This window comes from Actinomadura sp. 3N508 (assembly GCF_044326375.1).
In the GTDB taxonomy this organism is placed as follows: Bacteria; Actinomycetota; Actinomycetes; order Streptosporangiales; family Streptosporangiaceae; genus Spirillospora.
The window spans coordinates 1-25,081 of record NZ_JBIRAX010000012.1 but is presented as its reverse complement, the minus strand read 5'-3'; the positions used below and the strand labels follow the sequence as shown (position 1 = coordinate 25,081).

At 71.6% G+C, this 25,081-nt stretch carries 21 protein-coding genes; 13 read left to right on the top strand and 8 right to left on the bottom strand.

Annotated features, from left to right (window positions below; genetic code table 11):
* The first annotated feature begins 91 nt into the window (after positions 1–91).
* Together ACH34S_RS33900 and greA are read left to right on the top strand one after the other, a co-directional pair.
* Complete coding sequence (locus ACH34S_RS33900) at positions 92–496, top strand: DUF4307 domain-containing protein (protein ID WP_395956961.1); 405 nt, start codon at positions 92–94, stop codon at positions 494–496.
* Between the two features lie 210 nt (positions 497–706).
* Positions 707–1,207 carry a transcription elongation factor GreA gene (gene greA / locus ACH34S_RS33895; protein WP_395956960.1) on the top strand — a complete coding sequence of 167 codons (501 nt, stop codon included), beginning with the start codon at positions 707–709 and terminating at the stop codon, positions 1,205–1,207.
* A 76-nt stretch (positions 1,208–1,283) separates the two neighbouring features.
* On the opposite strand, the gene ACH34S_RS33890 is transcribed toward greA, so the two are convergent.
* A complete protein-coding gene (locus ACH34S_RS33890) occupies positions 1,284–1,889 on the bottom strand; it encodes an Lrp/AsnC family transcriptional regulator (protein ID WP_395956959.1) in 606 nt (201 codons plus the stop codon).
* A 103-nt stretch (positions 1,890–1,992) separates the two neighbouring features.
* Between ACH34S_RS33890 and hppD the strand changes: the two genes are divergently transcribed.
* The 5 genes from hppD (at position 1,993) to ACH34S_RS33865 (ending at position 8,672) form a co-directional block, all read left to right on the top strand.
* Complete coding sequence (gene hppD / locus ACH34S_RS33885) at positions 1,993–3,084, top strand: 4-hydroxyphenylpyruvate dioxygenase (protein ID WP_395956958.1); 1,092 nt, start codon at positions 1,993–1,995, stop codon at positions 3,082–3,084.
* A gap of 144 nt (positions 3,085–3,228) precedes the next feature.
* Positions 3,229–4,074: an RDD family protein gene (locus ACH34S_RS33880; protein ID WP_395956957.1), complete on the top strand. Its 846-nt coding sequence runs from the start codon at positions 3,229–3,231 to the stop codon at positions 4,072–4,074.
* Between the two features lie 113 nt (positions 4,075–4,187).
* Positions 4,188–5,030: an RDD family protein gene (locus ACH34S_RS33875; protein WP_395956956.1), complete on the top strand. Its 843-nt coding sequence runs from the start codon at positions 4,188–4,190 to the stop codon at positions 5,028–5,030.
* Positions 5,031–5,116: 86 nt separating this feature from the next.
* The gene (locus ACH34S_RS33870) at positions 5,117–6,787 is read left to right on the top strand and encodes a M1 family metallopeptidase (protein WP_395957211.1); all 1,671 of its coding nucleotides are present in this window, start codon (positions 5,117–5,119) and stop codon (positions 6,785–6,787) included.
* Between the two features lie 451 nt (positions 6,788–7,238).
* Positions 7,239–8,672, top strand: coding sequence for a M1 family metallopeptidase (locus ACH34S_RS33865; RefSeq protein WP_395956955.1), 1,434 nt, complete (start codon positions 7,239–7,241; stop codon positions 8,670–8,672).
* Between the two features lie 45 nt (positions 8,673–8,717).
* On the opposite strand, the gene ilvA is transcribed toward ACH34S_RS33865, so the two are convergent.
* The 3 genes from ilvA to ACH34S_RS33850 are packed head-to-tail and all read right to left on the bottom strand — an operon-like array spanning position 8,718 to position 12,185.
* Positions 8,718–9,959: a threonine ammonia-lyase gene (ilvA, locus tag ACH34S_RS33860; RefSeq protein ID WP_395956954.1), complete on the bottom strand. Its 1,242-nt coding sequence runs from the start codon at positions 9,957–9,959 to the stop codon at positions 8,718–8,720.
* A 37-nt stretch (positions 9,960–9,996) separates the two neighbouring features.
* Positions 9,997–11,025: an ROK family protein gene (locus tag ACH34S_RS33855; RefSeq protein ID WP_395956953.1), complete on the bottom strand. Its 1,029-nt coding sequence runs from the start codon at positions 11,023–11,025 to the stop codon at positions 9,997–9,999.
* The gene (locus ACH34S_RS33850; RefSeq protein ID WP_395956952.1) at positions 11,022–12,185 is read right to left on the bottom strand and encodes an FIST N-terminal domain-containing protein; all 1,164 of its coding nucleotides are present in this window, start codon (positions 12,183–12,185) and stop codon (positions 11,022–11,024) included. Before ACH34S_RS33850 ends, ACH34S_RS33855 begins: the two co-directional genes overlap by 4 nt.
* Positions 12,186–12,469: 284 nt before the next feature.
* Between ACH34S_RS33850 and ACH34S_RS33845 the strand changes: the two genes are divergently transcribed.
* The 3 genes from ACH34S_RS33845 to ACH34S_RS33835 all read left to right on the top strand — a co-directional run bounded on the left by ACH34S_RS33845 (position 12,470) and on the right by ACH34S_RS33835 (position 16,592).
* On the top strand, positions 12,470–13,891 hold the full coding sequence (locus tag ACH34S_RS33845) for a sigma 54-interacting transcriptional regulator (RefSeq protein ID WP_395956951.1): 1,422 nt from the start codon (positions 12,470–12,472) through the stop codon (positions 13,889–13,891).
* Between the two features lie 24 nt (positions 13,892–13,915).
* On the top strand, positions 13,916–15,991 hold the full coding sequence (locus ACH34S_RS33840) for a hypothetical protein (RefSeq protein WP_395956950.1): 2,076 nt from the start codon (positions 13,916–13,918) through the stop codon (positions 15,989–15,991).
* A 73-nt stretch (positions 15,992–16,064) separates the two neighbouring features.
* Complete coding sequence (locus tag ACH34S_RS33835) at positions 16,065–16,592, top strand: hypothetical protein (RefSeq protein WP_395956949.1); 528 nt, start codon at positions 16,065–16,067, stop codon at positions 16,590–16,592.
* 4 nt (positions 16,593–16,596) lie between these two features.
* Here ACH34S_RS33835 and ACH34S_RS33830 read toward each other — a convergent pair whose 3' ends face one another.
* On the bottom strand, positions 16,597–17,430 hold the full coding sequence (locus ACH34S_RS33830) for an alpha/beta hydrolase (RefSeq protein ID WP_395956948.1): 834 nt from the start codon (positions 17,428–17,430) through the stop codon (positions 16,597–16,599).
* Between ACH34S_RS33830 and ACH34S_RS33825 the strand changes: the two genes are divergently transcribed.
* On the top strand, positions 17,429–17,734 hold the full coding sequence (locus ACH34S_RS33825; protein WP_395956947.1) for a hypothetical protein: 306 nt from the start codon (positions 17,429–17,431) through the stop codon (positions 17,732–17,734). The two genes, ACH34S_RS33830 and ACH34S_RS33825, sit on opposite strands and share 2 nt — an antisense overlap.
* 128 nt (positions 17,735–17,862) lie before the next feature.
* Here the strand turns inward: ACH34S_RS33825 and ACH34S_RS33820 are convergent, their stop codons facing one another.
* Positions 17,863–19,068 (bottom strand): cystathionine gamma-synthase, encoded by a 1,206-nt coding sequence (locus tag ACH34S_RS33820; protein ID WP_395956946.1) that lies wholly within the window; start codon positions 19,066–19,068, stop codon positions 17,863–17,865.
* A gap of 188 nt (positions 19,069–19,256) precedes the next feature.
* On the opposite strand from ACH34S_RS33820, the gene ACH34S_RS33815 reads away from it, so the two are divergent.
* A complete protein-coding gene (locus ACH34S_RS33815; RefSeq protein ID WP_395956945.1) occupies positions 19,257–21,413 on the top strand; it encodes an MMPL family transporter in 2,157 nt (718 codons plus the stop codon).
* Positions 21,414–21,553: 140 nt separating this feature from the next.
* Here ACH34S_RS33815 and ACH34S_RS33810 read toward each other — a convergent pair whose 3' ends face one another.
* Positions 21,554–22,945, bottom strand: a complete 1,392-nt coding sequence (locus ACH34S_RS33810) for a cystathionine beta-synthase (protein WP_395956944.1) — start codon at positions 22,943–22,945, stop codon at positions 21,554–21,556.
* A gap of 174 nt (positions 22,946–23,119) precedes the next feature.
* Between ACH34S_RS33810 and ACH34S_RS33805 the strand changes: the two genes are divergently transcribed.
* Positions 23,120–24,115 (top strand): SGNH/GDSL hydrolase family protein, encoded by a 996-nt coding sequence (locus ACH34S_RS33805; RefSeq protein ID WP_395956942.1) that lies wholly within the window; start codon positions 23,120–23,122, stop codon positions 24,113–24,115.
* Between the two features lie 774 nt (positions 24,116–24,889).
* Here the strand turns inward: ACH34S_RS33805 and ACH34S_RS33800 are convergent.
* On the bottom strand, positions 24,890–25,081 hold a 192-nt coding region (locus tag ACH34S_RS33800), incomplete at its 5' end, for a hypothetical protein (RefSeq protein ID WP_395956941.1).

Here is a 25,081-nt window from a genome sequence, read left to right as displayed (position 1 = left end):
CGTGATGGGCGGACCCCGGTTCGAGGCACCCGCGATGACAGACGAGAATTGTCCCTGACAACGTCCGCCCACCGCACGGAGATTCCCCGCCATGACGACGAGCCTGTCGAAACCAGCGGCGTCCGGCGACTCCGGTCCGGGCCCCGCCGGAACCCGGCGCGGCCGCGCCGGGCTGGTCGTCATCGGCGTCGTGGCGGCGCTGGCCGCGGGCGGCTTCGGGATCATCGCCGCCTACGCGGGGCAGACGCCGGGCATCGTCGCGCAGACGGTCACCTATGACATCGCCGACACCGGCGTCGAGATCAACTACTCGGTGGCCAAGGGGAAGGGCGATGAGGTGCGGTGCACCGTCGACGCCTTCGACGAGAAGTTCGCGGTGCTCGCCGCGCAGGAGGTCGTCGTGCCCGCCGGAACCTCCAGCGTGGACGGTACGGCGACGCTCCAGACCCCGCGCCGGGCCACCGGGGCGAGAATCCACGGCTGCCGCGTCGTCTGACGATCTCATCGTCGGCTCGTCCCCCGCCGGACGCCCCTACACCCGGTAAAGGACGAAACACGATTGGCGGATTGCAGGCACCGTGTTCAGGGAACCTTTACTCGAACACACCGGATAGGCTAGAGGTTTCACCTGGCCGCACTTCATGTCGATGTGACACCCGCTCCACGGCGGGCGGGCGAGATCGCAACATGTGGATGAGGAGTACCCGTGACCGAGACCCGCGCTGACAACGTCACCTGGCTGACCCAGGAGGCGTACGACCGGCTCAAGAACGAACTTGAGCACCTGTCGGGCCCGGGCCGCATCGAGATCGCGCAGAAGATCGAGGCGGCGCGGGAGGAAGGCGACCTGCGCGAGAACGGCGGCTACCACGCGGCCAAGGAGGAACAGGGCAAGATCGAGGGCCGTATCCTCCAGCTCCAGGGCATCCTGGAGAACGCCCGCGTCGGGGAGGCGCCCCGCACCGAGGGCGTCGTCGGCCCGGGCATGACCGTCACCGTCTCCTTCCAGGGCGACGACGAGGAGGTCACGTTCCTGCTCGCCTCCCGCGAGGAGGTCGGCGCCCCGATCGACGTGTACTCCCCCAAGTCGCCGCTCGGCGCCGCCATCAACGGCAAGAAGGTCGGCGACAAGGCCACCTACACCCTGCCGAACGGCCGCGGCATGACCGTCGAGATCATCGACGCGACCCCCTACGGCGCCGGCTGACCCCCGCGCGCCTTCACGAGCTCCCACGCGGCGTGTGACGGATGAGGCCGGGCGATCTCCACCGAGACGCCCGGCCTCACCACGTCTCCGCGGAGCCGCCGCGGCGCTCGGCGGCATCGCGCCGGGCCGCGGCGTCGCGGCCGGGGGGCGTTCCCCTCCGGGTGGACGCCGCGCGGACCAGCGGAAGCGTCCGGTACGGGACCTGGGTGGCCAGCGAGATCACCGAGGACGCCCGTTCCACGCCCGCCACGTCCACGATCACGTCGATGACGCGCTGCAGGTCGGTGTTGCTGCGCGCCACGACCCGGCACAGCATGTCGCCGGGGCCGGTGATCGTGTGCGCCTCGATCACCTCCGGCACCTGCGCGAGCCGCGCCGCCACGGGATCGTGCCCGCCCGCTTGCCTGAGCTGCAGCGTCACGAACGCCGTGACGCCGTAGCCGAGCGCCGCCGCGTCGATCTCCGGGCCGAAGCCGGCGATGACGCCGTCGCAGACCAGCCGGTCGAGCCGCGCCTGGACGGTCCCGCGCGCGACCTTGAGCCGCCTGGACGCCTCCAGCACCCCGATGCGGGGCTCGGTCGTGAACAGCTCGATCAGGCGTCCGTCCAGGTCATCGATGGCCACGCCGCGCCGCCTCCCGCTCTCCGCCGCCGGTTCCCACTCGCTCGTGCTCGTGGTCATGCTGTACAGACCGCCCGGCGGTCACCGGGTCTGACTGTACAGATTGTCCAGCGATTCAATCCACTCTTGCGCAGCTTGTAGGCGCATGTCGAGATTGGTTGGTATGGATGAGTTCCCGGTCAAAGGCATGGACGCCGTCGTCTTCGCCGTCGGCAACGCAAAGCAGGCGGCGCACTACTACTCGACCGCGTTCGGCATGCGCAGGGTCGCCTACCGCGGCCCGGAGAACGGCAGCCCCGACGAGGCCGTGCACGTGCTGGAGTCCGGCGGCGCGCGGTTCGTGTTCCGCGGCCCGGTGAAGGCGGGCACCGAGCTCGGCCGGCACATCGCCGCGCACGGCGACGGCGTGGTCGACCTCGCGATCGAGGTCCCCGACGTGCACGCCGCCTACCGGCACGCGGTCGCGAAGGGCGCGACGGGGCTGGCGGAGCCGAACGTCCTGGAGGACGACTTCGGCAAGGTGACGATCGCGGCGATCGCCACGTACGGCGAGACGCGGCACTCGCTGGTCGACCGGTCGAACTACGCCGGTCCGTACCTGCCGGGGTTCGCCGCCGCCGACCCGATCGTCGCGCCGCCGGAGAAGCGGTTCTTCCAGGCGGTCGACCACTGCGTCGGCAACGTCGAGCGCATGAACGAGTGGGCCGACTACTACCACCGGGTCATGGGCTTCACCGACATGGCGGAGTTCGTCGGCGACGACATCGCGACCGAGTACTCGGCGCTGATGTCCAAGGTCGTCGCGGACGGCACCCGCAAGGTGAAGTTCCCGCTGAACGAGCCGGCGGAGAGCAAGCGCAAGTCGCAGATCGACGAGTACCTGGAGTTCTACGGCGGGCCGGGCGTCCAGCACATCGCGCTCGCGACCAACGACATCCTCGCGTCCGTCGACCGGATGCGGGCCGCGGGCGTGGAGTTCCTCGCCAGCCCCGACTCCTACTACGAGGACCCCGAGCTGCGCGAGCGCATCGGCCAGGTGCGGGTCCCGATCGAGGAGCTGCAGAAGCGCCGCATCCTGGTCGACCGCGACGAGGACGGCTACCTGCTGCAGATCTTCACCAAGCCCGTCCAGGACCGGCCGACGGTGTTCTTCGAGCTGATCGAGCGGCACGGCTCGCTCGGCTTCGGCAAGGGCAACTTCAAGGCGCTGTTCGAGGCGATCGAGCGCGAGCAGGAGCTCCGCGGCAACCTCTGAGACCACCCGTCACTCGGGGAGCCACCGGCCCTGGACGCACCCGCGTCCAGGGCCGGTGGCCTTTGGAGAGAAGACCTGTTCACCGCCGGACCGCGCTCACCACAGGGCCACCACAGGGCCGTGTTTACCGGCACACTGTGGGCCATGAGTGAACCGCCTGAGAACCCCCGGCCCGCGGGCGGCGACGGGGAGCCCCCTGAACCGCAGGTCGACGACGCGTCCGGCAGCAACGTCTCCATGAACAAGGAAGCTCCTGCCGCGGAGGGCACCACCGAGCGTCCGCCGCCGTATCAGGGGACGTACGGCGCCCAGCCCGGCCAGGCGCCGCCCCCTCCGGCCGCACCCGGCCAGGTCCCGCCAGGTCAGGCCCCGCCCGTCCACGGCGCGCCACCGCAGCCCGCCTACGGCCCTCCCGGTCAGCCGCACCCCGGATACGGCGGCGGCCCGCACGACTTGCTGGCGGGACGCGGCGCGCGTCTCGGCGCGGGAATCCTGGACGGCCTGCTCCTGAGCGTCGTGGCGTTGCCCGCCGTCCTGTTCTCCATCCGCTGGGACAAGATGGAAGATTCCATGAAGTCCGGCGAGCCGATCGCCAACCCGCTGGACCTCTACAACATCCCGCGGCTGCTGACCGGCTACGCCATCGTGTTCGTGGTGGGCTTCGCGTACTACACGATCCTGCACGCCAAATGGGGCCAGACGCTCGGCAAGAAGGCGGTCGGCATCCGGCTGGTGAAGGCGTCCGACCATTCGGCGGTGAGCTGGGGGCAGGTCCTCGGCAGGCAGGCCTTCGTCTACGCGATCACGCTCACGACGGCGTCGCTCAACCTGCTCACGCCCGCCGCGGGCATCCTCGGGCTCGTCGGCCTGCTCGACACCGCGTGGATCCTGTGGGACGACCGCAGGCAGGCCCTCCACGACAAGGTCGCCGGGACGGTGGTGGTGAAGGCGGTGCCGTGGGTGCCGGACCCGTACGCCAAGCAGCGGTGAGCGCCGCCCCCCGGGCGGCCCTTTGATCATTTACCGATCATCGGCGGGCAAACATTGCGCTGCCCCCGGACGCGGCGAGGTTTGGACGGCGGCGGCACGGCCACTCTGACGGCATGACGCAACCGCCGAACGACCCCGCGTCCGGGGGAGAGCCGGACGACCGGCAGCCCGGGCGGCAGGAACCCGAGCGCCCAGGCCCGTACGGCGGACCGCCCTACGGGCAGCAACCTCCCTACGGACAGCAACCGCCGCAGGGGCAACAGCCTCCGTACGGAGAACAACCTCCGTACGGGCAACAGCAGCAGCCGCCCTACGGGGGCCAGCAGCCTTACGGCCAGCCCCAGCCCGGGCAAGATCCATACGGTCAGCAGCAACAGCCCTACGGGCAACAGCCGTACGGGCAGCAACGGCCCTATGGGCAGCAGGGATACGGGGCCGCGCCCGCCTATGGCGGCGGCATGGGCGGCTACGCGGATCCGGCCGAGGGACTGGCGAGCCGGTGGGCGCGGCTGGGCGCCGCCATCGTCGACCTCATCCTCATCGGGGTCGTGTCGAGCCTGATCTCGCTCCCGTTCGTGGACTGGAACCGCGTGTTCGACCCGGAGCCCGGTGACTCGTTCTACAGCGGCGGCCAGACGGCGGCGAACGCGATCGGCGTCGTCCTCGGATTCCTTTACTACTGGCTGATGCACGCCAAGTGGGGGCAGACGCTCGGCAAAATGCTGCTGCGGATCCGGGTCGTCCGCGAGCACGACCGGCAGGCGATCACCACCGGCCAGGCCGTGGGACGTTCGGCGTTCTACAGCGTGCTGGGCGGCATCTGCGGGTGCATCGGGCTGATCGACGTCCTGTGGATCCTCTGGGACCCGCGCAAGCAGGCGCTTCACTGCAAGGTGGCGCGTACCGTCGTCGTCAAGGCCGACCCGCGTCTTCCCAACCCTTACGCCCGCCGCTAGCCTCCTGCGCGCCCGCCTGCGCCGCCTGCGCCTGATGACCGAGTTGCCGGGTAGGGCCCGGCACGGGCAGGCTGGGCAACGTGCATATGGCCGGAAACTCCCCCAGCTCCAGCGGCGCCGGCGCGCGCGTCGTGTCCCGGAACGCGAGACGGTCCCGTGACGCGCGGCGGCTGTTCCGCGGCGGTGCGGGGCTGGCCGCGCTCGCCGTCGCGGGGTCGCTGACCGCGTCCTGCCAGCTCACCCCGTTCGAGGACGGCGACGACGGGACCGGTCCGCCGCCGGGTCCGGCCGCGACCGGTCCGGCGGGACCGGCGACGGCGGGCGACCGGTACGTGCCGGGCAACGGCAACGGCGGCTACGACGTCCAGCACTACGCGCTGAAGCTGAAGGTCACGCCGAACGGCCCGCAGCAGCTGGACGGCACCGCGACGATCACCGCGGTCGCGACCGAGCGGCTCGCCCGGTTCAACCTCGACCTGACCGGCCTGGAGGTGTCGTCGATCACGGTCGACGGCGCCCCGGCGCGGCAGCAGCGCGACGCGAGCGAGCTGGAGGTCACGCCCGCGAAGCCGCTGGAGAAGGGCGCGAAGTTCACGACCGTCGTCGCGTACGCGGGGACGCCGGAGCCGGTGTCGGACCCGGTGCTCGGCACCTACGGCTGGATCCGCACCTCGGACGGCGTGTTCGTGGCGTGCCAGCCGAGCGGCGCGCACACCTGGTTCCCGAGCAACGACCATCCGAGCGACAAGGCCACGTTCGACTTCGAGCTCACCGTGCCGCCCGGCCTCACCGCGATCGCCAACGGCGAGCCGGAGACGCCGCCGGCGAGCTCCGGCGGGACGCCCGGCGACCCCGGCCTGCCGGGCACGCCGCCGAGCCTGCCCGGCGTGCCGCCCGACTTCCCGAGCGGGCCGCCCACCGAGCCCCCGGGCGAGCCCACCCCGGACGTCAGCCCGATCGCGCGGCACCACCACACGGGCACCGGCACGGGTGCCGCGACGACCTCGAAGTGGCACGTCAAGGCGCCGATGGCGACGTACCTGGCGACGATCGACGTCGGGCGGTTCGGCGTCCGGACGGGCAAGACGGCGGGCGGCATCTCCGTGATCACCGCGGCGGACCCGAGCACCGGCACGGACCTGGACGGCTTCCACCGGCTGAACACCCAGATCACCGACGAATGGGCGAAGCTGTTCGGCCCGTACCCGTTCTCCTCGACCGGCGGGCTGATCGACAACGCGGAGGTCGGGTTCGCGCTGGAGACGCAGACCCGTCCGGTGTACGGGTCGTTCGGCCTGCAGCCGACGATCGTCGCGCACGAGCTGGCGCACCAGTGGTTCGGCGACAGCGTCAGCGTCACGAAATGGCAGGACATCTGGCTGAACGAGGGTTTCGCCACCTATGCCGAGTGGCTGTGGGAGGAGCGGACCGGCGGGAAGACCGTCCGGCAGCAGTTCGACGAGCGGTACGAGAGCCCGATGGCGCGGGAGCTGTGGGACGTCCCGCCGGGTGACCCGGGCCGCAAGCAGATGTTCGGCCGCTCGGTGTACGACCGGGGCGGGATGACGCTGGTGGCGCTGCGCGGCAAGGTCGGCGAGGCCGTGTTCTACAAGATCCTCCAGACCTGGACGAAGGAGCGCCGCCACTCCAGCGGGACGACGCCGCAGTTCGTCGCGACGGCGAACAGGATCTCGGGGAAGAAGCTCGACTCGTTCTTCAACGACTGGCTGTACGAGGAAGGCCGTCCCTCCAAGTAGCCGTCCCTCCAAGTAGCCGTCCTTCCAAGCAGCCGTCCCTCGAAGCAGGCGCCCTTCCGGACAGGGGCGCCCACATGAGGCGGTGAACGCACGGCAACGAGTCGGGAAAGCCCGGCCCGTCGCCGCGCGCCCCGCCCCTGGCCACCGCCATCATCGGCCTGGTGACCGGACCATTCACCACGGGCCGCACCACGGGCCGCCGTGGTCCCGGACACCCCGGCGGAGCGGCGGGCGGCCGCACCTTGTCCACAGCCCACCGTCGCCCGCCGCACGGCGGGCGGGGCCGCACAAGTGGTCACCGGTTGCCGGTTCCGGCCACAAATTCCACCCCGTACCAGCGGATTTGAGACCGTTTCGCGCTTGCACGGGGCGTCGTTCACCAGAAAGTCTTGATCACGTTCCTGGCGCCTGACAGGGGGCCGCCAGGCGCGGATCACCGAGGACGAGGTCGATGAGCAGAACCCCCAGAGCGCTGGCCGCCGTGACGCTGAGCGTCGGCGCGGCGCTCGCGGTGTCGGCGACGCCCGCCACCGCCACGGATCAAGATCAGCCGTACTTCACGCCGGGCGCGCCGGGCGCGGGCGACCCCTACTTCCCCGACATGGGCAACGGCGGCTACGACGTCGCCCACTACGACGTCGACCTGCGCTACGACCCGGCCACGAAGGGGATCCGGGCCGTCACCAAGGTCAGGGCCAAGGCGACGCAGGACCTGTCCCGGCTGAACCTGGACTTCCTCGGCCCGCTCACGATCTCGTCGGTGAAGGTGGACGGGCGCGACGCGTCCTACACCCGGACGGGCGCGCAGGAACTCGAGATCACCCCGCCGAAGGGGCTGCGGAAGAACCGGACCTTCACGGTGACCGTCGCCTACTCCGGCGTCCCGCAGACGATCAACGACGACGCGCTCGGCACGTCCGGCTGGATCCCGACGGCGGACGGCGCGGTGATGCTCAACCAGCCGTTCGGCGCCGCGACGGTCTTCCCCGTGAACGACCACCCGACCGACAAGGCGACGTACACCTTCGTCCTGTCCGCTCCTGAGAACCTCACCGCGCTCGCCAACGGCGACCTGCGCGGCAAGTCGACGGAGAACGGCTGGACGACCGCGCGCTGGCACATGTCCCGGCCGATGGCCAGCGAGCTGTCGATGCTCGCGATCGGCAAGTACGACGTCCTCACCGGGAAGACCCTCGCGGGCACCCCGAACCTGACGGCCACCGACCAGGCCCTCGCCATCAAGCCGGACGACGCGCAGAAGTTCCACGACCACACCGCCCAGGTCACCGACTTCCAGGCGGGCATGTACGGCGGCTACCCGTTCACCTCGACGGGCGGTATCGCGGTGAAGGCCGGCGTCGGCTACGCGCTGGAGACGCAGGGCCGCCCGGTGTACGACCTGTTCCGCAGGCCGGGCACCATCCCGCGCGGCACCCTGATCGCCCACGAGCTCGGCCACCAGTGGTTCGGGGACGCGGTCACGCCCGCGAGATGGGCCGACATCTGGATGAACGAGGGCTTCGCGACGTACTCGGAGTGGCTGTACTCCGAGAAGTTCGAGGGCACGCCCGTCCAGAAGAGCTTCGACGACCTCTACGCGACCCCGGCGGCCGACGGCCTGTGGAAGGGCAGGGTCGCCGACCCGGGCCGCGACCACATCTTCGACGGGCTCGTCTACGACCGCGGCGCGATGGCCCTCCACGTGCTCCGCAAGACGATCGGCGAGGAGTCGTTCAGCGCGCTGCTGAAGGCGTGGCCTGCCGCGCACCTGCACGGCAACGCCTCGACCGAGGACTTCGTCCGCTTCGCCGCCGAGCTGTCGGGCAAGAACCTGGACGCCTGGGCCAAGGCGTGGCTCTTCTCCGAAGGCAAGCCCGCACTGTAGCCACCCCGTGGCGCACCCTCATGCTGAGCCCGGCCGCGCGAACGGTCAGCTCAGCGTGAGGGTGTAGCCGCGCTCGCGGAGCCGCGCGATGACGTCCTCGGAATGGTCGGCGCCGCGCGTCTCCAGGTGCATGAGGACCTCCGCCTCTTCGACGGGCAGCCGGGCGGCGACGCGCTCGTGCATCACGTCCAGGACGTTCACGCCCAGCTCGGCGAGCTCGCTCAGCAGCGTGACCAGCGCGCCCGGACGGTCCTTCAACCGGCACCGGACGACCAGGTAGCGGCCCGCCCCGGCGAGGCCGTGCCGCAGCACCTTCGACAGCAGCAGCGGGTCGATGTTGCCGCCCGACAGCACCACCACCACGGGCGGCTCGACCGCGTACGAGTGCTCCAGCAGCGCCGCGACCCCGGCCGCCCCGGCGGGCTCGACGACCTGCTTGGCGCGTTCGAGGCACAGCAGCAGCGCCTGCGAGATCGACTCCTCGGTGACGGTGACGACGGCGTCGACGAGGTCGGTGAACATGGCGTAGGTGAGGTCGCCGGGGCGGCCGACCGCGATGCCGTCCGCCATCGTCGGCTCGATCTCGATCTGCGTCGGCCGCCCGGCGGCGAGCGACGGCGGGAACGCGGCGGCGCGCTTCGCCTGCGCCCCGATGATCTTCAGCTTGGTCTCGCCGCCGCCCCGGCCCCGCGCGGCCTCCTCGGCCAGGCCCTTGGCCGCCGCCGCGATGCCGGCGAGCAGCCCGCCGCCACCGACCGGGGTGACGATCGTCCGGGCGTCCGGGCACTGCTCCATGACCTCCAGGCCGATGGTGGCCTGCCCGGTGACGACGTCCGGATGGTCGAACGGGTGGATGAACACGGCGCCGCACTCGCCGGCGTGCTTCTGCGCGGCGACGAGGCAGTCGTCGACGGTCGGACCGGGGAACACGATCTCGGCGCCGTAGCCGCGGGTCGCGGCGATCTTGGGGAGCGGCGCGCCGTCCGGCATGAAGACGGTGGCCTTGCAGCCGAGCATGGCCGCGGCGAGCGCGACGCCCTGCGCGTGGTTCCCGGCGCTGGCCGCGACGACGCCGCGGGCGCGCTCGCGCTCGCTCAGCCCGGCGATCCGCACATACGCCCCGCGGATCTTGAACGATCCGGTGCGCTGCAGGTTCTCGCACTTCAGCAGGACGGGCCCGCCGAGCTGCTCGGACAGCGCCCGGGACGGGATGAGCGGGGTGCTGACGGCCACCCCGCGGAGCAGCTCCCGGGCGGCGCGCACATCGTCCACGGTGACATTGCTCATCCCAGTGCTCATCCCACGATCATCGCCCATGATCCGCTCATCCCGCGGCCCGATCGCACCAGTAACGATCTTGCGCGAAGACGAGGGCGGCGGCGCCGACGAGTCCGGCGGTCTGGCCGAGCGCGGCGGGCACGATCCGGACGTGCCGCGCGAACTCCATCCTGGCGTGCGTCCGGAACGCCTCCTCCAGCGGGTCGAAGAGCAGCGACCCCGCCTGGGACAGGCCGCCGCCGATGGCCGCGACGTCCAGGTCGCAGAGGTGCGTCGCGGACGCGATGGCGATGCCGATGGCGCGCCCGGCCCGCCGCATGGCCGCGGACGCGACCGGATGCCCGCGGCGCGCGTCGGCGGCCAGCTCGGCTCCGGCCGTGGTGCTGTCCAGCCGGCCGGGGTTCCCCCGCCGCCAGCCCTGCTCGCGCGCCCAGGCGACCAGCCCGGGCCCGCGCGCGACGGCCTCCAGGCAGCCGCGCCCGCCGCACGCGCAGGGCGGCCCGCCGGGGTCGACGACGACATGGCCGATGTGCCCGGCGTTGCCGCTGGCGCCGTTGATGAGGCGCCCGCCGAGGATGAGCCCGCCGCCGACGCCGGTCGACACGACCATGCCGAGGACGTTGTCGTGCCCGCGCCCCGCGCCGCGCCAGTGCTCGCCGACCGCGACGCAGATCGCGTCGTTGTGGATGCGGACGGGCAGCCCCGGATACCGGTCGCGCAGCCGCGCCCGCAGCGGGAAACCTCGCCAGGCCGGGATGTTGAGCGGGGACACCTCGGCGGCGGGCCAGGTCATCGGCCCGCCGCAGCCCACGCCGACGCCCGCGAGCGACGGATCCCCCGCGTCGGCGACGAGCTTGCCGAGCAGGGCCTCCAGCGTCCGCCAGAGCCCTTCGGCGTCCAGGTCCCCGGTATCCGGCGCGTGCGGATCGGACACGGGCGGGTTCGGGGTGGCGACGCGGTCGTAGGCGGCGACGCGCCCGCCGGGTTCGACGAGCGCGGCGGCGAGCTTCGTCCCGCCGATGTCGACGGCGAGCACGGGATTCGATTGTCCGGACGGCGGCGGACTGTCGCTCACGCAGGCTCTCCCGCACGCCCGAACGCCAGGATGGACGCGGTGAACCCGTGCACGTGGTTGCGCCCGGCGACCGGCCCGATCTCCCCGGCGGCGAAGAACCCGCCCACCCCCGCGGGCCCGAACGCGTGGTCGAGAACCCGAGCGTCATGGTCGGAGTCGGCGAACATGGCCTGACCGCGCCCGTTGCAGGCGAACAGCAGCGCGCCCTCGACCGGCGCCATGTCGAACCGGTCGAGCAGCGCCGACAGATCCTCCTCGGCGGCCCCGGCGTCGCGGACCTGGAACCGGACGGTGCGCCCGACGTCCACCACGTCACCGATCGCGATCGCGCCGCTGTCGGTGTCGGCGCCCACGACGCCGCGGACGAGGAAGTCGCCGTGCTCGTGCTCGTCAGCGTACTCGTCCATCGCGACGCCGATCAGCAGCCCGCGCCCGGCGAGCTCCTGCTCCTCCTCCGGCAGCTCCATGACGATCTGCTCGAGCTTCTCCAGCGCGGGGACGCCGGCCAGCTCGTACAGGACGTTCTCCTCCGCCCGCGTCACCACCATGTCCGGGCCGATCGGGCGGGCGCCCTGGCTGACCACGGTGGCGGCGGCGACGGGGCCGCCGATGACGACGCCGACCGCGCCGTCCGCGTACACCTCGCCGCCGACGAACAGCCGCGCGTCGCCGCGCACGGCGCCCTCGGCGAGCCCGCCGACCAGCGGCAGGCCGGGCAGCGCGTCCTCGGAGCGCTCGACGAACGCGTCCACGGGGAAGCTGTACGGGTCGGTCAGCAGGACGCCGACGACGTCGTCGGGCTGCCCCTCGGGCATGCCGACCACGACGAGCCGGTCGTCGGCCTTCAGCGTCTCCAGCCGGAACGGGTCGAGCCGCGCGCCGGGCAGCACCGCCGCCCACGCGCTGACCGCGCCGGTGTCCTCCACGCCGCGCCCGGCGCCGATCACCCCGGACGCGCTGCAGCCCAGCACGACCGCGGGCCCGGCGGCCTGCGCCGCGGCGAGCGCCGCCTCCTCGATCGCGCCGGGATCGTCCCCGCTCATGAAGACGCACACCAGGTCGGGCGCCGCGCTGAGCGGCGCGAGCGCCTGTTCCACCGCGGACACGGCCGCCTTGGACAGGTCGGGTCCGAGGGCCAGGCCATCACCGAATCGCGCCATCGGCGCCGCCTCCCTCCATTGAGTACTTCATCCTCGGTGTCTGCACGTACCACGCTTGCGCGGCGGGCCGGATGAAAGTACTCACCCAGTTCGCCAAATTCACGAGACCAGTTTTCCTCACTCAATCTTCCCCCCAGTCTTCCCTCCAGCCGGGTATCCACCCAAACCCGAACATCCACCCCCGGCGGCGGGGACGGCGCAAGCGCGGTGCCTGCACCGGCATAGCGGACGAATCGTCCAACGTGGGGTGCGAGTCCGCACACCCGCGACGTAGTGTCGATCGCGTGCCATCATCAACACCGCGCGATTCCACCCTGGGGGGGCTGCGCAGCAGCGGTCACGTCCAGCTGTCCGTGAAGGCGGAGATCCGCCGGAACCTGCTCGCCCGGCTGCGATCCGGCGAGCCGCGGTTCCCCGGCATCCTCGGGTTCGACGACACCGTCCTCCCGCACCTGGAGCGGGCCCTGCTCGCCGGGCACGACCTGGTGCTGCTGGGCGAGCGGGGGCAGGGCAAGACGCGCCTCATCCGCACCCTCGTCGGCCTGCTGGACGAGTGGACCCCGGTCGTCGCCGGCTGCGAGATCAACGACCACCCGTACGCGCCGGTGTGCGTGCGCTGCCGCCGCCTCGCCGCCGAGCTCGGCGACGACCTGCCGGTCGAGTGGAAGCACCGCGACGACCGGTACGGCGAGAAGCTCGCCACGCCCGACACCAGCGTCGGCGACCTCATCGGCGACGTCGACCCCATCAAGGTCGCGGAGGGCCGGACGCTCGGCGACCCGGAGACCGTCCACTTCGGGCTCGTACCGCGCACCAACCGGGGCATCTTCTCCATCAACGAGCTGCCCGACCTCGCCGAACGCATCCAGGTGTCGCTGCTGAACGTCCTGGAGGAGCGCGACGTCCAGGTCCGCGGCTACGCGCTGCGGCTGCCGCTGGACGTGCTGCTCGTCGCGTCCGCCAACCCCGAGGACTACACCAACCGCGGCCGCATCATCACCCCATTGAAGGACCGCTTCGGCGCCGAGATCCGCACCCACTACCCCCTCGAACTGGACGCCGAGCTGGCCCTGATCCGCCAGGAGTCCGACTTCGCCGACCTCGCCGGGCTGCCCGCCGAGGTGCCCGACCATCTCATCGAGATCATCGGCCGGTTCACCCGCCTCGTCCGCGAGTCGACGGCGGTCGACGCCCGCTCCGGCGTGTCGGCGCGGTTCGCGCTCGCCGGGGCCGAGACCGTCGCGGCGGGCGCCGTCCGCCGCGCGGCCCTCACCGGCGAGGACCACGCCGTCGCACGGGTCTGCGACCTCACCGCGATCGTCCCGTCGCTGATGGGCAAGGTCGAGTTCGAGGTCAGCGAGGAGGGCCGCGAGCAGGAGGTCCTCGAACACCTGCTGCGCCGCGCCGTCGCCGAGACCTACCGCCGCACGCTCGGCCCCGCCGACCTGACCGGGCTGCTCGACAAGTTCGACAACGGCGAGTCCGTCGAGTCGGGCGAGCTGGTCGCGGCGGCGGAGCTGCTGCGCCGCATCGGCCACGTCCCCGGCCTCGCCAAGATGATGGAGCGGCTCGGCATGAGCGGGGAGTCCCCCGGGCAGGCCGCCGCCGCACTGGAGTTCGCCCTGGAGGGGCTGTTCCTCACCCGGCGCCTGTCCAAGGACGTCGCCGGCGGGCGAGCGGACGGGACCGCCACCTACCGCACCTGAGATCTCCACCCGCGAGGGGATTCGATGAGCCGCTACCGCTACGGGGCGTACGAGGACGGGCCCGACCCCCTCGCCCCGCCCTACGACGTCCGCTCCGCCCTCGACGCCCTCGGCGACTCGGTGCTGGACGGCACCCGTCCCGACGACGCGCTCCGCGAGCTGCTGCGGCGCGGCCTGCCGGGCGCCGAGGGCCGACGCGGGCTCGACGACATGCTCCGCCAGGTGCGGGAGCGGCGCCGCGCCCTCCGCGACCGCGGCCGCCTCGACGGGACGCTGGAGCAGGCCCGCGCGCTCCTCGACACCGCGATCGGGCAGGAACGCGCCGAGCTGTTCCCCGACCCGAGCGACGACGCGCGGCTCCGCGAGGCCGAGCTGGACACGCTGCCGTCCGACACCTCCCAGGCGATCCGGCGGCTGTCGGACTACGACTGGCGCTCCGACGCCGCCCGCCAGACGTTTGAGCAACTGAAGGACCTGCTGCGCCGCGAAGTCCTCGACGCCCAGTTCCAGGGCATGAAGCAGGCCCTCGCGAACCCCGACCCGGCCGCCATGGAACGCGTCAAGAACATGATGGCCGCGCTGAACGGGATGCTGGAGCGCGACGCCCGCGGCGAGCACACCCAAGAAGACTTCGACCGGTTCATGGACGAGTACGGGGACATGTTCCCCGACGACCCGCAGAACCTCGAACAGCTCGTCGACTCCCTCGCCCGCCGCGCCGCCGCCATGGACCGGCTGCTCGCCTCCCTCAGCCCCGAGCAGCGCGCGGAGCTCGCCGGGCTGATGGAGCAGGCCATGCAGGACGCGGGCCTCGCCATGGAGATGACCCGGCTCGGCGACGCGCTGCGGGCCCGCCGTCCCGACCTCGGCTGGGGGCAGCCCGAGCAGATGACCGGCGACGACCCGCTCGGCATGGGCGACGCCACGACCGCGCTGGCCGAGCTCGCCGACCTCAGCGAGCTGGAGGCGGCGCTCGGGCAGGAGTACCCGGGCGCGCGGCTGGACGACATCGACGAGGAGGCCGTCCGGCGCGCCCTCGGCCGGCAGGCCGTCGACGATCTCGCCGCGCTGCGCCGCATCGAGGCCGAGCTGGAACGGCAGGGCTACCTGCAGCGCAAGCGCGGCAAGCTGGAGCTGACGCCGAAGGCCGTGCGGCGGCTCGGCGAGACCGCGCTGCGCCGCGTGTTCGCCCAGCTGACGACCGGCCGGCAGGGCGACCACGACCAGCAGGACGCGGGCCAGGCGGGCGAGCTGACCGGCTCCAGCCGCGAATGGCGCTTCGGCGACGAGCAGCCCCTCGACGTGGTCCGGACGGTCAGCAACGCCATCCGCCGCAGCGCCATGGACCCGGGCACGGGCGACACCGACAGCGCCGGGCTGGCGACCGCGAAAGTGGTCGAACCGGCCGCCCCCGACCTCACGAAAGTCCACGGCAACGGCTCGAACGGCCCCGGCACCGCCCGTCCCGCCAACGGGGTGAGGCTGAGCGTGGACGACTTCGAGGTGCAGGAGACGGAGCGGCGCACCGGCGCGGCCGTCTGCCTCCTCGTCGACCTGTCGTACTCGATGGTGCTGCGCGGCACCTGGGCCGTCGCCAAGCAGACCACGCTCGCCCTGCACACCCTCGTGACCAGCAAGTTCCCGCAGGACGCGATCCAGATCATCGGGTTCTCCAACTACGCGCGGGTGCTGCACCCCACGGAGATGGCGGGCCTCGACTGGGACATGGTCCAGGGCACGAACCTGCACCACGCGCTGATGATCGCCGGACGCCATCTGGACCAGCATCCCGACTTCGAGCCGATCGTCCTCGTCGTCACCGACGGTGAGCCCACCGCGCACCTGCGCCCGGACGGCCGCTCGCTGTTCGACTACCCGCCGTCCACCGACACGCTCGTCCTCACGCTCGCGGAGGTCGACAAGATGACCCGGCGCGGCGCCTGCATGAACTTCTTCATGCTCGCCGAAGACCGCCGCCTGGTGTCGTTCGTCGAGGAGGTCGCCCGCCGCAACGGCGGCCGGGTCTTCGCCCCCGACGCCGACCGCCTGGGCGAGTACGTCGTAAGCGACTACCTAAGGGTGCGCCGCACCCGCCGCTAGCGCCTGCTTTTTTGTGGGGGGACGACCCCCCACACCCCCCGTGTAAGGGCGTCACAGGGCTAGGGTCGGCCTCATGTCGACTTCCGACCGCCTGCTGCTCTTCCTGCACATCGGTTTCGCGATCTTCACGCTGGGGCCGCTCACCGCCGCCACCCATTCGACCCCGCGCTACATCCGCAAGCGCAACGCGTCCGTCGTGCGGTACCTGCACCGGACGACGCAGATCTACGGCATCGGCGCGCTGGGCATCTTCCTGTTCGGGCTGCTGCTCGCCGAGGGCGACCTGGCGGAGGTCTGGCTGTCTGCGTCGATGACGCTGTTCATCGTCGCGCTGGTGCTGCTGCTGATCGTCGACCGCGACCAGCGGAAGGCGGTGCACCTGCTGGAGGCCGCAGCCGCCAAGAAGCCCGAGCCCGCAGCCGCGGCCAAGGCGGAGGACGGCGAGACGACCGAGGCCAAGGACGAGAAGCAGGCGGCCAAGCCCGCCGCCGCCCCGGAAGGCGACATCGCGCAGGTGGAGCGCGGCAGGATCGCCGCCCTCTCCGGCGTCGTGTCCCTGATCTGGCTGGTGATCCTCGTCCTGATGGTCTGGAACGGCTGAACTTCTAGTCTCGCGGCTTCACGTGGTTCTTGAGCCAGCTCACGATCAGCGGCCAGGTGTCCGCGTCCTCGAGCATCTGCGCCGCGTGCAGGTCGCCCTCGACGGTCTTCACCGTCGCCTGGACGCCCGCGGCGCGCAGCGCGCTCGCCAGCCCCGTGCTCTGCGTGACCGGGACGAAGTCGCCGCTGCCGTGGAGCAGCAGCATGGGCGCGTCGCCGGCGGAGGCGTGCGTGACGGTGCTGGCGTCGTCCAGCCGGGCCAGGCAGTCCGCGGCGATGCCGGCGACGCCGGAGACCGAGTCGGGCACGCAGTCGACGAGCGCGGTCACGGCGCGCCGCAGCTTGACCTGCTGGAGCGTGGCGGCGGGGTTCGCGCCGTCCTGGAAGGCGAGGAACGGGTCGTTCGGCGGCGACAGCGCGATCACGCCGCGCACCTGCTGGCCGCCCGTCCCGTACGCGCCGATCTGGGTCGCGAGGTGGCCCCCGGCCGAGGAGCCGAGGACGGCGACGCGGCGCGGGTCGGCGTTCCACAGCCGGGCGTGCTTCTTGATGAACGCGAGCGCGGACAGCGAGTCGTCGCGCTGCGCCGGCCACTGCGCCTTCGGCGCGAGCCGGTAGTTCGCCGACACGACGACGAAGCCCTGCTCCGTCAGCCGCCGCGCGAAGTACTTCCAGCCGCCGCCCTTGTCGCCGCTCATCCAGTAGCCGCCGTGCAGGATCAGCACCACCGGACGGGGCGTGGCGCGCGGCCCGGCGTCGCGCCAGTACGCGTCCATCCGCTGCGCGGCGGCCTTGCCGTAGGCGTAGGTGCGGGACTTCGGCAGCGCCGGGGTGACCATGACCGCCTGGGCGGTGACGGTCCCGTCGGGCTCCCCGTCGGGCGCGGCCGGACCGCCGGACGGCCCGCCCGGCGTCCCGCCCTGGGGCATGGACGTGGACGACGTCGACGGCGACCCGGATTCCGGGGTCACCGGCTCCCCAGACGGCGCCACCGCCGGAACGGACGGTGCCGGTGGCGTCGGCGCCGTCGCGTGGGCTCCCGCGGGAACGGCGACGGCGGAGACACACACCGCGGCGAACGCCGCCCCACTGACCAGTGATTTGCGCACCCCGGGCCCCTTCTTCACCAACCTGGCGCGCTGATTATAGAGGTTTGATCAACCACCCGGGGGAAGATCAACTCGTTTGGCCGGACGAACGCCCAGGCCGGCACCCGGACGAACGCCCAGGCCGGGCCCCGGACGAACGCCCAGCCGGGCCCGGACGAACGCTCAGGCCAGCGCCCGATCGAGATCGTGGAGAAGGTCGTCGACGTCCTCGATCCCGACCGACAGCCGCACCAGATCGGCGGGGACCTCCAGCGGCGACCCGGCCGCCGACGCGTGCGTCATCCGGCCCGGATGCTCGATCAGCGACTCGACGCCGCCGAGCGACTCGCCGAGCGTGAACAGCTCCGTCCGCTCGCACACCCGCACCGCGGCGTCCTCCGACTCCATCCGGAACGAGACCATGCCGCCGAACGCCCGCATCTGCTTGGCCGCGATGTCGTGCCCCGGGTGATCGGGCAGCCCCGGGTACAGCACGTCCCGCACCGACGGGTGCCGGACGAGCATCTCCACGATCCGCTCGGCGTTGGCGCAGTGCCGGTCCATCCGCACGCCCAGCGTCTTGATCCCGCGCAGGGTGAGCCAGGCGTCGAACGGCCCCGCGACGGCGCCCATCGCGTTCTGGTGGAACGCGAGCCGCTCCCCCAGCTCCGCGTCCGCCGCGATCAGCGCGCCGCCGATGACGTCGGAGTGCCCGCCGATGTACTTCGTCGTCGAGTGGACGACCACGTCGGCGCCCAGCTCCAGCGGCCGCTGGAGGTAGGGCGAGGCGAACGTGTTGTCGACGACCAGCAGCGCCCCCGCATCGTGCGCGACCTCCGCCAGTTTCGCGATATCGGCGATACCGAGCAGTGGATTGGTGGGCGTCTCCACCCAAACGATCTTCGTATCGCCCCGCAGGGAGCGCCGCAGCGCGTCCACGTCCCCGAGCGCCACCGGATCGAACGCGACCCCCCAGGGCTCGGCCACCTTGGCGAACAGCCGGTACGTCCCCCCGTACGCGTCGTTCGGGATCACGACGTGATCGCCGGGGCGGCAGACGGCCCGGATCAGCGCGTCCTCGGCGGCGAGCCCCGACGCGAACGCCAGCCCCCGCGCGCCGCCCTCCGTCTCGGCGAGGCATACCTCCAGCGCGGTACGCGTCGGATTCGCCGACCGCGAGTACTCGTAGCCACCGCGCAGCCCGCCGATGCCGTCCTGCTTGTAGGTCGAGACCTGATAAATGGGCGGGACGACCGCGCCGGTGGTCGGGTCGGGCTCCTGACCGGCGTGCAGTGCCACGGTGTCGAAGCCGTGCCGCCGTCCGCCGTTCGCCTCCCGACCGTCACCGGTTCGCAGGCCGCGGGTAGTCTGATGAACCTCGTTGTCCATGGGTACGAGGCTATCCAGCCCACTCCCCTCCTAGAGGATGAGGCACTCCCCCGCAAGTATCAGCCACTATTTCGGCTCGGGGGTTGACTACAGAGCCCGTCCGGTTCTCTACCGTTTTACGGGTACCACCTCAACCTGAAACAAACATCCCAACCCGAACCACTTCACCCTGAAACTAAGGAATTCGCATGTTCGCTGGGCTCGCGCGCTTCGTCGTGAGACATCCATGGTGGACGATCGGGGCATGGCTCCTGGCCGCGGCCCTCATCATCGTTCTGTCCCCCAAGCTCGCCACCGAGTCGGACCAGGGCGAGTTCCTGCCGTCCAAGTACGAGTCCGTCCAGGCGGCCGAGATCGCCGAGAAGGCGTTCCCGGACCAGGCGGACGCGTCCGCCCTGATCGTGGTGCAACGTTCCGACGGCGGGCAGATCACCCCCGCTGACAGCACCAAGATCGCCGCGGCAGCGCAGAACCTGACGGCCAAGAAGTACCCGACCGTGAAGGGCTTCGAGACCGGCGCCCAAGCGGTCGCGCCGAACAAGTCCATCCAGCTGATCAGCGTCCCGGTGGAGATGACGACCGGGGGCGAGTCCGCCAAGCAGCAGAGTCAGGCGATCAAGGACATCCGCACCCAGCTGCCCAAGGAGCTGGGGAGCGGGCTGGAGGCCAAGGTCGGCGGTGAGCCCGCGGCCTGGGTCGACAACGAAGACTCCTTCACCGAGTCCTTCGTGCTGATCACCTTCGCCACCTTCGGGCTGATCATCGGCCTGATCCTGCTGATCTTCCGGGCGCCGCTGGCGGCGATCCTGCCGATCATCGTGATCATCGCCACCGAGCAGGTGTCGATGGGGCTGATCGGGGCCGCGTCCAAGGTGCTGGACTTCTCCGGCGACGACAGCCTCCAGATCATCCTGACGATCGTCCTGTTCGGCGTCGGCGCCGACTACTACCTGTTCCTGCTGTTCCGCTACCGGGAGCGGCTGCGCGCCGGCGAGGACCGCAAGACCGCGCTGATCTCGGCGGTGGAGCGGGTCGGCGAGGTCATCACCTCCGCGGCGGCCGCGATCGCGGCCACGTTCCTGGTGCTGATGCTGGCCTCCTTCGGGATCTTCGCCGCATGGGGCCCGTCGCTCGCCATCGGCGTCCTGGTGATGGGCGTCACCTCGCTGACGCTGTTCCCCGCGATCCTGTCGCTGGTCGGCCCCGCGGTGTTCTGGCCGTCGAAGTCCTGGAAGAAGCAGCCGAAGGCCACCACCTCGGCGCGGATCGGCCGGATGGTGGGCAAGCGCCCGGCCATGGTCGCCCTCGTCTCCGCGGGCCTGATGGTCGCGCTGGCGTCCGGTGCGATCGGGTTCAAGTCCGACTACGACTTCCAGTCCAGCTTCCCGCAGGACACCGAGTCCGCGCAGGCCGTCAAGGACCTGCAGAAGGGCTTCCCCGCCGGGCAGAACACGCCGGTCGAGGTCATGATCCGGTCCACCGACGGCCAGCCGCTGGAGAAGGCCGAGCTGGACGCGTTCGGGCAGAAGGCGAAGTCGCTGCCGGGCGTCGGCGGCGTGCAGCCCGCCACCCCCAGCAAGGACCCGAAGGTCGCCCAGGTCAACCTGGTGCTCAACGGCAACCCCGTCGACAACAAGTCGATCAACCTGGTCAAGAACGATCTCGGACCGGCCGTCCACGACATCGCGCCCGAGGGCACCGAGGTGTTCGTCGGCGGTGAGACCGCGATCTACAGCGACATCAACAGGGTCGTCAACCGCGACCTGTCGGTGATCCTGCCGATCGCCGGCGCGCTGATCGCGCTGATCCTCCTGGCGCTGCTCCGCTCGGTGGTCGCGCCGCTGTACCTCGTCCCGGCGGTGCTGCTCGGCTTCGCCGCGACGCTGGGCTCCGCGGTGTACGTCTTCCAGGGCCTGATGGGCCAGCCCGGGGAGATCTTCCACCTGCCGATCATGCTGTATCTGTTCGTGCTGGCCATCGGGACCGACTACAACATCCTGATGACCGCGCGGCTCCGCGAGGAGGCCAAGGAGGGCCACGAGCCGCGCAAGGCCGCCGCGCTGGCGGTCGAGCACGGCGGCCCGACGGTCGCCGCGGCGGGCCTGATCCTGGCCGGGACGTTCTCGGTCATGCTGCTCGCCAAGGTGTCGATGCTGCAGCAGATGGGCTTCTCCATCGCGCTGGGGATCGCGCTGTCGGCCTTCGTGATGGCGATGTTCCTGGTGCCGGGCCTCACCGCCCTGCTGGGCCACCGGGCCTGGTGGCCGGGGCACGGCGACCAGCCGAAGAAGCAGCTCAAGCAGTCCGACACGCGGGAGGACTACCTCCCGTCCGGGCACCGGTAACCCGGCGCCCCACAGACGGGCGTGGGGTTGGGGGGCCCGGCCCCGAAATGCCGCCCACCGGCCGGGCCGCGCAACCCGACATCCTCCAAGAAAGAAGCGCCGGAGGCCAAGAGGCCTCCGGCGCTTTCCTTATGCCCGCGTCACCCTCCGGACCCGGCCAGAAACGCGATGAGATCCTGCCGGGTGACCAGCCCCTTGGGCTTCCCGTCGACCAGAACCACGGCGGCCCCGGACTTCTCCAGCACCCCGACGGCCTTGCTCACCGGCTCGCCGGACCCGAGCGTCGGCAGCGGCTCCGACATGTGCAGCTCCACCGGCTCGGTCAGCTTCGCGCGCTCCCTGACCAGGATGTCGAGCAGGTCCCGCTCCACCACCGACCCGACCACCTCCGCCGCCATGACCGGCGGCTCCTCCTTCATCACCGGAAGCTGAGACACCTCGTACTCCCGCATGATCGAGATGGCGGTCTGCACGCTCTCGTGCGGGTGGACGTGCACGAACTCCGGCAGCGTCCGCCCCTTGCGCGTCAGCACCTCGCCGACCCGAGCCTCCTCGGTCGCCGGGATGAGGAAGCCGTAGTCGGCCATCCACTCATCATTGAAGATCTTCGTGAGGTACCCGCGGCCGCCGTCCGGCAGCAGCACCACGACCACGTCGTCCGGCCGGGCCCGCTCCGCCACGCGCAGCGCCGCGACCACGGCCATCCCGCAGGACCCGCCGACGAGCAGCGCCTCCTCACGGGCGAGCCGCCGCGTCATGTTGAACGAGTCCTTGTCGGACACGGCGATGACGTCGTCGCAGATGTCCCGGTCATAGGTCTCGGGCCAGATGTCCTCCCCCACACCTTCGGTGAGATAGGGACGTCCACTCCCCCCTGAGTACACCGACCCTTCAGGATCAGCCCCGATGATCTTGACCCGTCCCCCGGAGACCTCCTTCAGATACTTGCCGGCGCCACTGATCGTCCCGCCGGTGCCGATCCCCGCCACGAAGTGCGTGACTCGCCCCTCAGTCTGCTCCCAGATCTCCGGCCCGGTCGTCTCGTAGTGCGACACCGGATTCTGCGGATTGGTGTACTGGTTCGGCTTCCACGCGCCCGGAATCTCCGCCGCCAGCCGATCCGACACCGAGTAGTACGAGTCGGGATGCTCGGGCGACACCGCCGTCGGGCACACCACGACCTCCGCGCCATAGGCCCGCAGCACGTCGACCTTGTCCCGGGCGACCTTGTCCGGGCAGACGAAGACGCACCGGTACCCCCGGTACTGCGCCACGATCGCGAGCCCCACCCCCGTGTTCCCGGAAGTCGGCTCCACGATCGTCCCGCCCGGCCGCAGCTCCCCCGACCGCTCCGCCGCATCGATCATGCGGACCGCGATCCGGTCCTTCACCGACCCACCGGGATTGAAGTACTCCACCTTGGCGAGCACCTGGGCTCCCGGACGGCCCGTCCCCTCGCTGTCGGTCACCTTGCGCAGCCGGACGAGTGGAGTGTTGCCCATCAGCTCGACGAGCGAATCGTGTACCTGCACCGCGACATCCTTGTCGTTCAGTGTGCCGAATCAATGGTCGCGTCCCTGTTTCACGCAGGGCGCCCGGGACGCGGGTCCGGACGGACCCCGTTTCCGAAGGTAGCCGAGCCGGGGGCCGCAGGCATCAAGGCGGCGGCCCGGGGGTAGAAGGTCATCACGGAGGGTCAGCGACGCATGTTGAGGGCATTCACGGCACGCCGCATCGCGGCGGCCGCTGCGTACGGGGGCGGCGGAATCACCGCCGTGGGCGGCATCACCTTCGGCTTGGTCGTGGTCGAGGCGAAACTGGCCCGCAGAATGATCGAGGCCACCCCCAACAGTGACCCACCACCCGCGGACGGCGTCTACGGCAGCACGCTGGAAACGACACCGCTCTCCCTTGTCATGATCGGCGACTCGACCGCCGCGGGCCTGGGCGTCCACACCCCGGAAGAGACCCCGGCCGCACTCCTGGCCACCGGCCTCTCCGCGATCGCCGACCGCCCCGTCCGCCTGACGAACGTCGCCCGCTCCGGCGCCCGCTCCCCGTCCCTCCGCGGCCAGGTCGACCGCGCGTTGCAGACCCGTCCCGACATCGCCGTCATCATGATCGGCGCCAACGACGTGACGGGCCGCATCCCGCCCGCCGACTCCGTCCGCCACCTGGCCGACGCGGTCGACCGCCTCCGCGCCGCGGGCAGCCACGTCGTCGTCGGCACCTGCCCCGACCTGGGCTCCGTCAAGCCTCTGATGCCCCCGCTGAAGTGGATCGCCCGCCGCGCCAGCCGCCAGCTAGCCGCCGCCCAGACCATCGCCGCGGTAGAACGCGGCGCCCGCTCGATCTCCCTGGGCGACCTGCTGGGCCGCGAGTTCGCCGCCGACCCGCTCTCGATGTTCAGCGAGGACCGCTACCACCCGTCCGCCCGCGGCTACGCGTCCGCGTCCGCCGCCGTCCTGCCCTCGATCGCCGCCGCACTGGGCCTGGAACCCGACCTGGCCGACCAGCCCGGCACAGGCGTCCTCCCGGTGTACCTGGCCGCCGCCGAGGCCGCCGAGGTCTCAGGCACCGAGGTCCGCGGCGCCCCCGCCACAGACCGCGACCGCCCCCGCTGGGCAACCCTCCTACGCCGCCGCACCGCAAACGACCACCCCACAAGCTCCCCCCGCCCAGTAGCCCCAGACCCAGCCTGAACACCCACAGACACCCAACCCGCTCCGGTTGGCAGCGCATGGATACCGACCGCGCACACGTCCCGGGCAACACGAGAACCCGGCAGACATGCCCCGCCCAGACCCCACCGGTTGGCAGCCCATGAACATCAACCGCGCACGTCTCAGGTGGCGAGTCCGCTGGCCGCACCCCGACCAGTCGCCCTACACCCAGACCTGTCCCACCAGGCGGCCTCCCCAGTCCCGCCGGTTGGCGGCCGCGAGCGTCGATCGTGCGCCTATCCAGCGGCGGGAAAATTCGGCAGCCGCGCCGCACGAGCCCCCAGCCCAACCTGGAGAACGGTCACGCGGCCCAGCCCATCGGGCCGGTTGGCAACGCGGCCCGTGGATACCAACCGCAAACGTATCCGCCCGGCGGAAGGGCCGGGTGGACACACCGCGACCAGCCGCACCTGAGCTGACCTGAAGCTCGTCAGGCGGCCCACCCGATCCCACCGGTTGGCGCCTGAATACCGCCCGCACGCATCGGGCGGCCGAAGGCCCGGCAGACGTGCCGCGACTAGCCACCCGGACCCGGCCTCAAGATCGATCAGGCGCCCAACCGATCCCACCACCGGTCGGGGCCGCAAATATCGACCGCACACAAGCCTGGCGGAGAAGGGGCCCGGTAGGCGTGCTCCGCTGGTCGCCCCCGGCCCCGGCTTGGAGGTTTCAGGTGACCCACCCGATCGACTCGGCTGTGAGCACGGCCCGTGGATCCCAACCGCACACGTATCCGCCCGGCGGAAGGGCCCGCTAGACGTGCCGCGACCAGTCGCGCCAGCCCCGGCCTGAAGTCCCGCCAGGCGGCCCCGCCCAGCCGATCCCGCCGGTTGGCGGCGCGGCGTGGAACCAACCGCACTCGTATCCGGCCAGCGGGAAAGCTCGGTAGGCGTGCCGCGACCAGTCGCGCCAGGCCCGGCCTGAAGTCCCGCCAGGCGGCCCCGC

Bases quoted from the DNA above. Each gene is read 5' to 3' on its own strand.
- ACH34S_RS33875 (WP_395956956.1), top strand. From the start codon at position 4,188: ATGACGCAACCGCCGAACGACCCCGCGTCCGGGGGAGAGCCGGACGAC.
- ACH34S_RS33865 (WP_395956955.1), top strand. From the start codon at position 7,239: ATGAGCAGAACCCCCAGAGCGCTGGCCGCCGTGACGCTGAGCGTCGGC.
- ACH34S_RS33835 (WP_395956949.1), top strand. From the start codon at position 16,065: ATGTCGACTTCCGACCGCCTGCTGCTCTTCCTGCACATCGGTTTCGCG.
- ACH34S_RS33890 (WP_395956959.1), bottom strand. From the start codon at position 1,889: ATGACCACGAGCACGAGCGAGTGGGAACCGGCGGCGGAGAGCGGGAGG.
- ACH34S_RS33825 (WP_395956947.1), top strand. From the start codon at position 17,429: ATGACCGCCTGGGCGGTGACGGTCCCGTCGGGCTCCCCGTCGGGCGCG.
- ACH34S_RS33820 (WP_395956946.1), bottom strand. From the start codon at position 19,068: ATGGACAACGAGGTTCATCAGACTACCCGCGGCCTGCGAACCGGTGAC.
- ACH34S_RS33840 (WP_395956950.1), top strand. From the start codon at position 13,916: ATGAGCCGCTACCGCTACGGGGCGTACGAGGACGGGCCCGACCCCCTC.
- ACH34S_RS33880 (WP_395956957.1), top strand. From the start codon at position 3,229: ATGAGTGAACCGCCTGAGAACCCCCGGCCCGCGGGCGGCGACGGGGAG.
- ACH34S_RS33815 (WP_395956945.1), top strand. From the start codon at position 19,257: ATGTTCGCTGGGCTCGCGCGCTTCGTCGTGAGACATCCATGGTGGACG.
- ACH34S_RS33900 (WP_395956961.1), top strand. From the start codon at position 92: ATGACGACGAGCCTGTCGAAACCAGCGGCGTCCGGCGACTCCGGTCCG.
- ilvA (WP_395956954.1), bottom strand. From the start codon at position 9,959: ATGAGCAATGTCACCGTGGACGATGTGCGCGCCGCCCGGGAGCTGCTC.
- hppD (WP_395956958.1), top strand. From the start codon at position 1,993: ATGGATGAGTTCCCGGTCAAAGGCATGGACGCCGTCGTCTTCGCCGTC.
- ACH34S_RS33805 (WP_395956942.1), top strand. From the start codon at position 23,120: ATGTTGAGGGCATTCACGGCACGCCGCATCGCGGCGGCCGCTGCGTAC.
- ACH34S_RS33870 (WP_395957211.1), top strand. From the start codon at position 5,117: ATGGCCGGAAACTCCCCCAGCTCCAGCGGCGCCGGCGCGCGCGTCGTG.
- ACH34S_RS33830 (WP_395956948.1), bottom strand. From the start codon at position 17,430: ATGGTCACCCCGGCGCTGCCGAAGTCCCGCACCTACGCCTACGGCAAG.
- ACH34S_RS33850 (WP_395956952.1), bottom strand. From the start codon at position 12,185: ATGGCGCGATTCGGTGATGGCCTGGCCCTCGGACCCGACCTGTCCAAG.